This is a genomic window from Streptomyces sp. NPDC126499 (assembly GCF_040302485.1).
Classification (GTDB): Bacteria; Actinomycetota; Actinomycetes; order Streptomycetales; family Streptomycetaceae; genus Streptomyces.
The window spans coordinates 32360-44523 of sequence record NZ_JBEOUO010000017.1 but is presented as its reverse complement, the minus strand read 5'-3'; the positions used below and the strand labels follow the sequence as shown (position 1 = coordinate 44523).

The 12164-nt window shown below is 74.7% G+C and carries 9 protein-coding genes; 3 read left to right on the top strand and 6 right to left on the bottom strand.

Features of this window, described 5'->3' with window-relative positions; translation table 11 throughout:
- Positions 1–2: 2 nt before the first annotated feature.
- The 5 genes from ABTZ91_RS24115 to ABTZ91_RS24095 are packed head-to-tail and all read right to left on the bottom strand — an operon-like array spanning position 3 to position 5762.
- Positions 3–1502, bottom strand: coding sequence for an O-antigen ligase family protein (locus ABTZ91_RS24115; RefSeq protein WP_352079297.1), 1500 nt, complete (start codon positions 1500–1502; stop codon positions 3–5).
- Positions 1499–2956 (bottom strand): oligosaccharide flippase family protein, encoded by a 1458-nt coding sequence (locus ABTZ91_RS24110; RefSeq protein WP_352079296.1) that lies wholly within the window; start codon positions 2954–2956, stop codon positions 1499–1501. Before ABTZ91_RS24110 ends, ABTZ91_RS24115 begins: the two co-directional genes overlap by 4 nt.
- On the bottom strand, positions 2953–3780 hold the full coding sequence (locus ABTZ91_RS24105) for a WecB/TagA/CpsF family glycosyltransferase (protein ID WP_352079295.1): 828 nt from the start codon (positions 3778–3780) through the stop codon (positions 2953–2955). The genes ABTZ91_RS24110 and ABTZ91_RS24105 overlap by 4 nt, the downstream gene beginning before the upstream one ends.
- Before the next feature lie 6 nt (positions 3781–3786).
- The gene (locus ABTZ91_RS24100) at positions 3787–4656 is read right to left on the bottom strand and encodes a hypothetical protein (protein WP_352079294.1); all 870 of its coding nucleotides are present in this window, start codon (positions 4654–4656) and stop codon (positions 3787–3789) included.
- A complete protein-coding gene (locus ABTZ91_RS24095; protein WP_352079293.1) occupies positions 4653–5762 on the bottom strand; it encodes a glycosyltransferase in 1110 nt (369 codons plus the stop codon). The genes ABTZ91_RS24100 and ABTZ91_RS24095 overlap by 4 nt, the downstream gene beginning before the upstream one ends.
- 264 nt (positions 5763–6026) lie before the next feature.
- Here ABTZ91_RS24095 and ABTZ91_RS24090 point away from each other — a divergent pair, with 264 nt between their 5' ends.
- The 3 genes from ABTZ91_RS24090 to ABTZ91_RS24080 all read left to right on the top strand — a co-directional run bounded on the left by ABTZ91_RS24090 (position 6027) and on the right by ABTZ91_RS24080 (position 11249).
- Positions 6027–8648 carry an AAA family ATPase gene (locus tag ABTZ91_RS24090; protein WP_352079292.1) on the top strand — a complete coding sequence of 874 codons (2622 nt, stop codon included), beginning with the start codon at positions 6027–6029 and terminating at the stop codon, positions 8646–8648.
- Positions 8649–8850: 202 nt separating this feature from the next.
- Positions 8851–9990: a non-hydrolyzing UDP-N-acetylglucosamine 2-epimerase gene (gene wecB, locus ABTZ91_RS24085; protein WP_352079291.1), complete on the top strand. Its 1140-nt coding sequence runs from the start codon at positions 8851–8853 to the stop codon at positions 9988–9990.
- The gene (locus ABTZ91_RS24080; protein ID WP_352079290.1) at positions 9987–11249 is read left to right on the top strand and encodes a hypothetical protein; all 1263 of its coding nucleotides are present in this window, start codon (positions 9987–9989) and stop codon (positions 11247–11249) included. Before wecB ends, ABTZ91_RS24080 begins: the two co-directional genes overlap by 4 nt.
- 58 nt (positions 11250–11307) lie before the next feature.
- On the opposite strand, the gene ABTZ91_RS24075 is transcribed toward ABTZ91_RS24080, so the two are convergent.
- Positions 11308–12000: a sugar transferase gene (locus tag ABTZ91_RS24075; protein WP_352079289.1), complete on the bottom strand. Its 693-nt coding sequence runs from the start codon at positions 11998–12000 to the stop codon at positions 11308–11310.
- Between the last annotated feature and the right edge of the window lie 164 nt (positions 12001–12164).

Here is a 12164-nt window from a genome sequence, read left to right as displayed (position 1 = left end):
CCTCACCGCGGCCGGGCCGGGGCCGTGGCCTGTCCCGGCGCAGGGGGGCGGGGTGGTGAGGGTGGTCGTGCCGGGGCGGGGGCGCGCCCACCGCTCAGGCAGACGGCGACCAGCAGTCCGGTCACCGCGGTGATGCCCAGGGCGTCGAAGGCGGGGAAGGTGACGTTGGTGAGGAGCAGGGCGAGCAGGGCCGCCCGGCTGCCGATCCGGAGGGTGTGCGTCCGCCACTCCTCCTCCGGCGGGCCCCGGCGTACGACCGCCGCCACGATGACGAGTGCGAGGAACGCGGCCGCCGGTACCCCGATCTTCCAGGCCAGCCAGAGGTAGCCGTTGTGGGCGAAGGGGGTCGTCATGGTGGCGAAGGTGTCGTCCTTGCCCCAGGTGAGGGTCGCGCCGAAGCCCGATCCGGTCAGGGGCCGCTCTCTGATCTCGTCCAGGACGAGCCGGGACTCGATCACCCGCCACTCGTAGGAGTTGTCGATCTCCAGCCGGTTGACCGACAGCAGGCGTTCCAGGGCCGTACGGATCTCGCCGGGTGCGAGCGCGGCGAGGAACGCGAGCAGGCCCACCGCCCCGATCGGCGCCCATCTCAGCGCGATCCGGCGGGCATGCGCGCCGGACAGCACCACCACGGCCGTGCAGGCCACCGCCGTCGCCAGCCAGAAGGTCCGCTCGTACGTCAGCCAGAGGCAGACCGCGTTCAGGCACACGATCGCCACGAGCAGCCGGCGGACCGGGGCCGAGCGGACGCGGCCGGACACGAGCACGGCCCAGGTCAGGGTCACGGCGAGCGGGTACGCGTACAGCCCGCCCTGCAGGGAGCCGCGGCCGGACGTGGTGAGGTCGACGCCCCGGCGGATGCCGACGTCGGCGGCGCTCGTGTAGTCGATGGAGAACCCCCACTGGACCAGGCCCCAGACGCCGAGCGCGAGGCCGAGGGCGACGAGGGCCGCTTCGAGGCGCCGCCGGGCCGCCGGGTCGTGGACCAGCGGCCACGCCAGCATGAACGCGCCCACCCCGAGCAGCACCCGGCGGGTCTCGTGGCCCGCCTCGCTCACGGCGGCTCCGTGTGCGATCCCCCAGGCCAGGGCGACGGCGAGCACCAGGACGACCGCCGTGGCGGCCAGCAGCGGCCCGTCGAGGGCGAGCCGGCGCGACAGCATCAGCCAGGCGATCCGGCCGAGGCCGAGGAGGAGCAGGACGTCGACGAGCAGCAGCCCGGGGCGGCCGGAGCCGCCGACGGCGGAGAACTGGTCCTGCACCTCGAAGGGCACGAGGACGGTGATCGCGAGCATCAGGGACAGGGCGGCCACCGGCGCGCCGAACGCCAGCGGGATCACCACGAGGGCGCCGACGGCCGTCAGCGGGGACAGCGGCAGGAGGGCCCCGAACGCGAGCGCCGCGAGGACGGCGACGCACGCCGTGCGCAGGGCGCGGCGGTCCCGCCCCGGGGTGAGCGGGGGAACGCGGGGCCGGCTGCGCGCGAGAACCGTATCGGTCATCGTGACCGCCTCCTGACGAAGGGCCAGGCCAGCAGGAGCCCCGAGACGGCGAGGCCGGCGGTGGCCGCGGCGCTGACGGCGACGCCGTCGGACGTGCCCGACGCACGCAGCGAGAGGAGCAGGGCGAAGGTGACGGCCAGCTGGCAGACCAGCGCGGCCGCGACCGGGCGCAGGGCGCGCCCGAGGGCCCCGGGGCCGGTCCCGGCGAGCCGCGCGCCGACGGTGGCGTACACCGCCGCGTACGGCAGGAAGACGGCGAGGTGCGCCAGTGCGGCCCCGCGGATCCCGTCGACCGACACGAGGACCCACAGGGCGGTGGCGGTGGCGACGCAGCGCGCGATCATGACCTTCGCGCGGAAGTCGATGTGTCCGGTCCCGGAGAGCGCTTCGCCGATGCAGTTGTCGATGGCGTAGCCGATGCCGGCCACCCACAGCACCTGGAACGCGGCCACCATGCCCACCCACTCGGAGCCCAGGACGGCCGGCAGCAGCACGGGCGCGAGCAGGATGCCGACCGGCAGCAGCGGCAGCAGGAGCGTCGACATCAGGCGCACGGACTGCACCGTCCGTTCGCCGGTGGTTTCCGGGCTGGTCGCGGCGGCGGCGAAGAGCACCTTGCCGACCTGTTCGGAGAACTGGGTCGAGGGGGCCATGGCGATGGTGAACGCGAGGGCGTAGAGGCCGACGAGACTGGCGTCGCTGGACAGGCCGACCACGAGGTAGTCGAGGTTCGCGGCCAGCATCGTGGTGACGCCGAAGAGGAAGAACCACCGGTGGCCGGTGCGCGGGTGTTCCCCGGCGTCGGTGGGGTGCGGCGCGTCCGGTCCGCGGCGCAGATCGGGCAGGCAGAGCGCGCTGCTGACAGCTGCGATGAGGCCGAAGAGGACCACCTGGCGCGCCACCAGGGACCAGACGCCCGCTCCGGCGAGGACCGCGGCCACGGCGACCGCGGCGGACACGACGTTGGCGACGGCCATCGTCCCGGCGAGCCGCCGGAACCGCATGTGCTTGTGCAGCAGGGCGGTGGGGACGATGGCGATGGCGTGCAGGGGCAGGCAGACGGCGAGCAGCGCGACGGCGGGCGCGTCCCCGCCGCCCGCGAAGGTGTCGACCAGGGGCGCGGCGGACGCCGCCATGGCCCCGCCGAGTGCGGCGGCGACGAGGAAGCAGCGCGAAAAGGCACGGAGGAGGTAGGCGCGGGTGAGACGCGGGTGCACGATGAGGCCGCCGTACGTGCCGCGGTCGACGACCAGGGTCGCGATGTAGACGACGGCCGTGCCGACCGCGACGGTGCCGAAGCTGGCGGGCGGCAGGCGGCGGGCGAGGAAGATGAGCGAGCCGTAGGCGAAGGCCTGGGCGACCAGGTGGCTTCCGGTCATCCAGGAGGCGGAGGCGATCAGGCCGCGGCCGGTCAGCTCGCGCCGTGTGGGGGCCGCCTCGGTGCCGGGGTTCACGGGACTGCCGGGCCGCGGGGTGGGGTCGCCGGTGAGCCGTCCCCGCGCCGGCGCCGGCGCAGGGCCGAGGCGGCCAGCTGGACGGTGGTGGGCATTCCCTGGACCAGGTAGCGCCGCCAGAGCCAGGGCTGCCTCATGAGCCGCCAGGCCCATTCGAGGCAGAGGCGGCGCACGAGGAGCGGGGGCCGGGTGCGGTCGCCGTTGACGAAGTCGAAGCTGGAGCCGACACCGACGAACCAGGTGCGGGGCAGGGCCGGGCGCAGGGCGCTCATGGCCGCGGTCTGGCTCGCGAAGGGCAGGCCGATGAAGACGATGTCGGGGGCTTCGGCGATGACGGCCCGCTCGAGGGCGGCCAGTTCGGCGGCCAGGGTTTCGGGCCGTACGTAGCAGGAGTGGGTCGCGGCGCGCAGGCCCGGGTTCAGCTCCGTGAGGCGGTCGGCGGCCCGCCGGGCCTCGCCGGGGCGGCCGCCCGCGAGGAGGATCGTGCGGCCTCGTGCGGCGGCTTGCGCGGCCAGGGCGCACAGCAGGTCCGTGCCGGTGATCTGCCCGGGTACGGGGGTGCGTTGCAGGCGCAGGGCGACGACCAGCGGCATTCCGTCGGTGACGACGAGCTCGGTGTGTTCGAAGCGGCGCCGGAGCTCGGGCGAGCGCCGGTACTGCCGCAGGATGTCGACGTTCGGTGTCAGCACCGTGCCGCCCCGGCCGGACGCCAGGCCGTCGAAGACCCGGGCGACCGCCTCGTCCAGGGTGACCGCGTCGATCGGCATGCCCATGAGGCGGGTGATCCGGCGGGGTTGAGCGGATACGGGGGCGGGCGACGACATCGCCACTCAACTCCTCAGGGTGTGCGGGGACATGGGGGGCTCGCCGTCGGCGGCCGTGGCGTCCTCGTCCGGCGGGCGGCGCCGGAACCGCTCGATCCCGTAGGCCGCGACGACGCCGACGAACAGCCCGCCGACCGCCGCCATGCCGACGACCACGGCCCCGGACATCTCCTGGACGCGCACCGGCGGGGTCGTCGAGTCGATGCTCAGGGTGGGGTCCACGCCGTTCTCGCGGACGAAGGTGAGGAGTTGCAGCCGCCGGGACTCCTCACCGGCGTTCGGGTCGGTGTCGGTGGTGCGCTCCGCGAAGGCGATGCGGCGGTCCAGTTCGGCGGAGATCGTCCGCCACCGCTCCGTGAGGGCGGTCTCGGCGAACGTCTGCGACAGGCGGACCGCCTGGCCCGGCTCGGCCGCCCGTGCGGTGATCTCGATCATGTTCGTCTCGCCGACCGGCGTGACGTCGACGGCGCGGCCGACGGATTCGGGGGTCCAGGCGCCGCCGAGGGACCGGGCGGTCTCCCGCGCGACACGGTGGGAGTCCAGGAGCCGGGCCACCGTCGAGGAGGTGCGGTCGGCGTCGCCCGCGTCGCGGACGAGGCTGGTTCCGAGGAAGGTCTCGTCCGACTGCGAGAGCGGGGTGACCGGCATCTTCGTGGTGGCGCTGTACGAGGGGTCACGCGACCCCAGGGCCACCACCAGGCTCGCCACCACGGCGGCGATCGTGGTGAGCAGCATCAGGGGCCACCAGCGCAGGACCCGGTGGGCGGGGACGCCGCCGGTGGCGGTGGCGGGCTCGACGGGGCGCGGCGCCGTGGGCCGGGTGCCGTCGGCGACGGCCGTGGTCGCGGGGGTGCGTCGGTGCAGGTGCGTGGTCATGCCGGCTGCCCGTATGCGAGGAGGTGCACGGTGACCGCCTGGTTCTCGTCCAGGGACGGGTCGGGTGCCGTGCCGGAGGCGAGCTGTGCGTCGATGGCCCGGTTGAGGTCGTGCGGATCACCCGGCGCGAAGGTCTGAGAGGCGAGTTCCCGCAGGCCGCCCACGTTCGCCGCCGCCGTCGGGGTGCCCAACTGACGGGCGACCGCGAGCACCCCGCTCTGGCTCGCCTTGTCGTAGGGCAGGACGACGAGATCGGCCGCCGAGATCGCCGCCGCGAACTCCGGGAGGTCGAGGAAGTCCACGCGGGCGGCGACGTCGACACCGTAGGTCCTCGCCAGCTCCGCGCAGCGGGCCCACCCGCCGCGGTCCTCGCCGACGACGGCCAGGCGCCGGTTCGCGGGCCAGTGCCGGGCACTCTCGATGAGCACGTCGAGGCGCTTCTCCGGCCGGATGCATCCGGCGAAGAGGACGACGGACGTGTCCGGACCGGCCCCCCACGCGGCGCGCCACGCGAGCCGCTGCTCCTTTGAGGCGTGCGGCACGAGCTGGACGAGCGGGGACCGGCGCGCGTGGAGACCGCGGCGGCGCAGGACCTCGACGTCCGCCTGGGAGTAGACGATCAGCGCGTGCGGGACGCGCAGGGCGAGCCGCAGCAGCGCGCCGTCCACCCGGCCCCGCCGCGAGAACGTGTCGTGCGGCGAGTAGACGGCCGTGCGGCCCCTGAGCCGGGCGACGCCGAGCGCGAGCAGGGTCAGCGCTCCGGCCGCCGCGATGCCCTCCACGTGCAGGACCGCGCCGGGCGGCACCGCGGAGTGCAGGTGCGGCAGCGTACGGGTGACGTACCTGCCGGCGATGGCGGCGGAGCGGCGGGCGCCGCCGTCACGGTGACGGGGCCACCAGGAGCACGGGCACAGCTCGACGCCGTCGAGGCGCACCGTCTCGTGCTCGTGCCCGGTGTGGAGCACCACGCGCCGCCCGGACCGGCCGAGGAGTTCGCCGAGCCGGCAGGCGTGCTGGAAGACTCCGGCGTAGCCCGAGGGTTCGAACAGATGGATCTCGGGCGGGGGCGGACCCTTCGGGGTGGTGGGGGCGGATTCGGGGCGCATGCCAGCAGTCTGTGGCGGCGCGGGAACGGCGTTCATCGGCAGCCGGGCCCAGTTTTCGCCGCCCGGGTGCCCAGATACGTACGGTGACGACGTTCTCACGCGCCGCCCGCCGGTCGGTACGGGCCCGGCGGGCGGTCCGGCAGGGCGGGCGGTCCGGCAGGGCGTCGGGACCGTCGGCCCACCCGCGCCCCCCGGGCGGTCGGGGCCGAAGATCCTAGACTGAGAGGTGGACGGACACACGACGCATCCACGCTGGGGACAGCGGTGAGCGATCTCCTCGAACGCGGCGCGGTACTGCGGGATCTCGCGGACTGCCTGGAACGGGCCGGACAGGGCGAGGGACAGCTGGTCCTGCTGCGCGGCGAGGCGGGCATCGGGAAGACCTCGGTCGTACGGCGCTTCGCGGAGGAGACCGGCGCGAGCGGGCGGGCCCGGGTGCTGACGGGGGCCTGCGACCCGCTCTCCGCGCCCCGCCCCCTGGCCCCCCTGACGGACATCGCCGAACAGCTCGGGCCGCCCGTCACCCAGGCCCTTGAGGCGGGCCTGCGCCGCCGCTCCGACCCGGGCGGGATCTTCAGCGGGGTGCTCACCGCCCTCGGCGGCCAGGCCGGAGGGAAGCCGACGCTGCTGGTCGTCGAGGACATGAACTGGGCCGACCAGGCCACCCTCGACCTGCTGCGCTTCGTGGCCCGACGGATCGACCGGATCCCCCTGCTGCTCCTCGTCACCTACCGCGACGACGAGATCGGCCCCACCCACCCGCTGGCGGTGGTCCTCGGCGACCTGGCCTCCTCCCGCGCGGTGCACCGCTGCACGCTGGGCCCGCTGAGCCGCCGGGCGGTCGCCGAGCTGACGGCGGCGGCCGGTCACCCGGTGGACCCCCACGAGCTCTACTGCAACACCCACGGCAATCCGTTCTACGTCACGGAGGTCCTGGCGGCCCCCGGCCCCGGCGTCCCCACCACGGTGCGGGAAGCGGTCCTCGGCCGCGTCGCGCGGCTCCCGGACCGGGCGAGGGAGGCGGCCGAGACGGTGGCCGTCATCGGGCCCCGCGCCACCGAACCGCTGATCACCGCCGTGTCACCGGCCGCCGCGACGGGCCTCGCGGACTGCCTGGCGTCGGGGGTGCTGCGCTCGGACGGGCCGGTGCTGTGCTTCCGCAACGAGCTGGCCCGCCGGGCGGTCTGGGAGTCGCTGCCCGCGTACCGGCGGGCCGGACTGCACGGCCGCGTCCTCGCGGTCCTGCGCTCCGGCCCGGTCGACCCGGGCGACCTCGCGCAACTGGCCTTCCACGCCGAGCAGGCCGGCGACGAGGCGGCCCTCGCCGAGTACGCCCCGCGCGCGGCCTCCTACGCGGCGGCGCTCGGCTCGCACCGGGAGGCCGCCGAGCTGTACGGGCGCGCGGTGCGCAGCCCGGCCGCCGCCCCGCCCGCGCAGCGCGTCGAACTCCTCGAAGCACAGGCCCACGAGAGCTATGTGACCGGAAACCTCCCCGAGTCGATCGACGCCTGGGAGGAGGCGGTGCGGTTGCGCCGCGAGCAGGGCGACCGGCGGCGGGAGGCCGAGGGCCTGCGCCGGCTGTCCGTGCTGCACTGGCCGGCGATGCACGCGCGGGAGGCCTGGCGGGCGGGCCTTGACGCCGTGCGCGTGCTGGAGGGCGAGGAGGGCCCGTCCCGGGAGCTCGCGTGGGCCTACGCCAACCTCGCCCAGCTGGCGTGCCTCGGCCACGACCCGGCGGCGACGGCCGAGTACGCGGGCCGGGCCGCCCGGTTGGGGCCGCGCCTCGGGGAACCGGCGCTCGAGACCCATGCCCGGCTCCACGAGACGCTGGTGCGGGTGGTCTGCCACGGGCAGGGCTGGCCCGACTTCGAGGACGCCTGGCACGCGGCCATGGCCAGGGACGGTCTCGCGGAGGACGCCTGCAAGATCGGGGCGATGGCCTGCTGGGCCGCGGCGCTCCACCACGATCTGCCGCGCCTGGACCGGCTGACCGTCCGCACGTGCGCGTACTGCCGCGAGCACGAGCTTCCGACGTTCCTCGTGCCGGCCCTCGGGGCGGCCGGCCTCGGGATGCTGCACCGGGGGCGGTGGGCCCAGGCGGCGCAGAAGGCGGGCGAGGTCCTCGACCGCAACGCCCAGCCGCTGCACCGGCTGCTGCCCCTGGTGACGGCGGCGCTGGTCAGGGCCCGCCGCGGCGAGGCGGGCGTGTGGCCGCTGCTCGACGAGGCGCTGTCGTACGCCGAGGAGGCGGATCTGTTCCTCGCCGGTCCGGTGTGGGCCGCCCGCGCCGAGGCGGCCTGGCTCGAAGGGGACGACGGCCTCGCCGTGGCGGAGGCCGAGCACGGTCTGAAGGCGGTCACCTCCGAGAGCGACCCGTGGCTCGTCGGCGGGATGCTGCGCTGGTCGTGGCCGGCGGGCGGGGAACTCCCACGGGCGCGCGTGGCGGAGCCGTACGCCCTGGAGCGGGCCGGGCGGTGGCGCGAGGCGGTGGGAGCGTGGGAGGGCCTCGGCTGCCCGTACGACGCGGCCCTCGCCGGCCTCGGCGGTGATGTGGCCGCCCTGCGGCAGGCCCTGGAGACCTTCCGCTCGCTCGGCGCCCGGCCCGCCGCGGACCGCGCCTGGGAACGGCTGCGGGCGGCGGGGGTGCGGCGCACCCCCCAGGGCAGGCGCGCCTCGACGTGCGCCAACCCGTACGGTCTGACCCGGCGGGAGCGGGAGGTGCAGCGGCTGCTGTGCGAGGGCCTCACCAACCGGGAGATCGCCGCCCGGCTCTACATCACCCCGAAGACCGCCGCCCACCACGTCGCCGCCGTGCTCGCGAAACTCGGCGTCCACTCGCGCGAGGCGGCCGCCATCCCGCTGGACGACGACGACATGTCGAGATGAGCGGGGAAGACCGCGCTCTCGCGGCCCGCGGCACCGGGAACACCCGAGGTGTCGTCGTGGCCACCGGCGGTTTCTGGGTATCCCCCGACGCAAAAATCGGGTCCGGCTGCCGATGAACCCCGCCCCGGCGTCCCGGCAGGCTGGCTGCGAAGTCCACCCATCCGCGGCATCCCCTGCCGGCGCCGGACGTCGGAGGTGACACATGGCACGACGCATCCGCGTGGCCGCGTTCCTAGGCACACGGCCCGAGGTCATCAAGATGTACTCGCCCGTCCGGGCACTACGGGACATGGATTCGACCTTCGAGACGATCGTGTGCTCCAGCGGCCAGCACTCGGAGCTGCTGTCCGACGCGCTCACGACGTTCGGGATGAGCGTCGACCACCATCTGGCGGTCATGCGCAAGAACCAACGCCCCGCCGAAGTGGCGTGGAAGGTGGCGCGCTGGGCCGCCGACATCTGCGACCAGTGGCACCCGGACGTCGTCCTGGTGCAGGGCGACACCACGACCACGATGGCCGCCGGCGTCGCCGGCTTCCACTCCGCCACGCGCGTGGCGCACGTCGAGGCCGGACTGCGCACCTACGACAACAGTGCCCCATGGCCCGAGGAGGGCCACCGGCGGATCCTCGGCGCCATCGCCGATCTGCACTTCGCGCCCAGCGAGCTGGCCGCGGCCAACCTCGTACGCGAAGGAGTGGCGGCGGACCAGGTGTTCCTCACCGGCAACACCGGTATCGACGCGCTCTATTGGGCGCTGTCCCATCCCCGGCGGACGCCCGCCCCGCCCGACGGGGAACGCCGCATCGTGATCACCACCCACCGGCGGGAGAGCATTCCCGACGGGATCCGGTCCGTCTTCGGCGCCGTCCGGCAGCTGGCCGGGCGCTATCCCGACGTGCGGTTCCAGTTGGTGCGTCACCCCTCTCCCCCGGTCGCCCGGATGCTCAGGGAGACGCTGGAGGACGGCCACCCGCCGAACATCGACGTGCTGGAGCCGTGCAGCTACATCCCGTTCATGCGGATGCTCGCCGACTCGTACGCGATCGTGACGGATTCGGGTGGGATCCAGGAGGAGGCACCGGCCCTCGGCAAACCGCTGCTCGTGGTCAACCGCCGTACGGCACGCGAGGAACCGCTGCGGGCGGGGACGTCCCACCTCGTCGGTACCGACGAGAAGGACATCGTCGCCGCGGTGGCCGCCCTGCTCGACGACCCCGACCGGTACGCGCGCATGGCCACCCGCCACGACCCCTACGGGGACGGCCTCGCCGGCGAGCGGATCGCGAAGATCCTCGGCGAGGTGCTCGCCCCGTCGACAGGGACGGAGTTCCGGCAATGACAGCAGGATGGACGGAAACGGCACGGGCCGAGACGGAAAGGGCGCAGACGGCACGGGCGGAGACGGCACGGGCGGCAGCGGCGACAGCCGCCACGGCGGCGGCACAACCGGTCGTCGGCACCGGGCGGGCCGCCGGGACGGCGGAGGCGGCCCGGCTCGTCGAACGGTGGCTGCTGCGCGGCGGGGCGCAGATCGAGGAGGGCCCCCAGCGGGGGGCGGTCGCCGGGTGGCTGGACCGGGACGGACGACCGGAGTTCGTCTACCTGGAGATCACCGGCTACTACCTGACCACGATGGCCTGGCTGGCGTCGGGCGCGGCGAGCTCCCCGGAGCGCGCCGCGGAAGCGCACGCGCACGGCCGGCAGGCACTGGACTGGATCACCCGCGGTCTGGCCGACGGGGGCGTGCCGCCCACCCGGCTGTATCTGTCGTCGGGACGCTCCGACTGGCGGAACGCCGGCGTGTTCACCTTCGACCTCGCGATGGCGGCGCGAGGAGTCACCTCCTTCGCGGACACCGACCCGCGGGCCGAGCGGCGCGACGCGGCACGGAAGACCGCCGCCGACCTCTGCGCCCTCGTCGACGGCATCTGCGCGGGCGCCGCCCTCCTGCGCTCCCATGACACGGTCGGCGGCGCGCCCCTGCCCGACCGCTGGTCCACACGGCCGGGCCCGCACCACCTCAAAGCCGCCGCCGCCCTGCTGCGCGTGCCGGACGGCGTGCTCAGGACACCTCTCGTACGGGTCTGCCGACGGACCCGCGCGCACTGGGAGGCGAGGCTGGCCGAGGCCTGGCCCTGCCGGGAGCTGCATCCGCTCCTGTACGGGATCGAGGGCCTGCTCCTCGCTCCCCCGGAGCCCTCCGCGGAGGGCGGGGCCACCGAGGGCGGGGCGGACCCGCGACTGGAGCTCGTCGAGAGGATCTACACCCGCCTCATGGGGCTCCAGCACGGCGACGGAACCCTCGCGGAGACCACGGCGGGCGGTAAGGTCCGCTCCGACGTGCTGGCGCAGGCCCTGCGCATCGGCCTGCTGCTGCGCCGCCGCGGACTGCTGCGCGGGGACGACTGGGCGGGGCGTCTGGAGGCGCTGGCGGGGGCGCTGCTCGGCTTCGTACGGCCGGACGGCAAAGTCCTCTTCTCGGGCGACCAGGACATCGCGAACGTCTGGTGCGCGATGTTCGCCCACCAGGCGCTGCTCCTGCACTCCCGCACCACCGATCCCCGTCTGCCGTCGGTCTTCTCGGAGCTGCTGGTCTGACCCCGTGATGCACAGGTGGCCTCGGGCGCCGCAGTCGTCCTCAGTAGGCGAGTCGTCCTCAGTAGGCGCCGCGGCGCCCGAGCACGGCCGGGACCGTCCTGATCAGCAGTCTGATGTCCAGCCCCAGGCTCCAGTTGGCGATGTAGTCGAGATCCATCCGCACCTGTTCGGCGAACGGGATGTCGGAGCGGCCGCTCACCTGCCAGACGCAGGTGATGCCGGGCTTCACGAGCAGTCGTAGGCGCTCGCGCGGGCCGTAGTGCTCGCATTCCTCGGGAAGCGCGGGGCGCGGGCCGACGAGACTCATCTCGCCGTGGAGGACGTTGAGCAGTTGGGGCAGCTCGTCGATGCTCCAGCTGCGCAGGACGCGGCCGACCGGGGTGACCCGCGGGTCGCGCCGGATCTTGAAGAGGGGCCCGGAGGATTCGTTCAGGTGCAGATAGTCCGACCGCCGGCGCTCCGCGTCCAGGGACATGGAGCGCAGTTTGTACATCCTGAAGGGCTTCCCGTCGCGGCCGACTCTCTCCTGCAGATAGAAGACGGGTCCCCTCGACGACAGCTTGATCGCGCAGGCCGCGCCCAGCAGGACCGGTGACAGCACGACGAGGGCCGGCAGGGCGAGACCGACGTCCATGGCCCGCTTGGCGAGCAGTTGGCGGCGGCTCGCCGCGAGGAGGCCGCCGTCGAGACGGGGCGGGGCTTCCCCACCCGTGACTGGTTCGGCCTGGTTCCGGCCGGTTCCGGGGGGCATGTCTGCAGTCTGCGGGGGCGCCTGGGCGGATTCATCGGCAACCGGACCCGATGTTGCGCGGCCGGATGCCCAGATACGCCGAGCGACGGCGCTCCCACGGGGAGCGCCGTTCGCCGGGGTGTGTCATCGGCCGGGGGCGGGCCACTGGGCGATGGGTGCCGCCG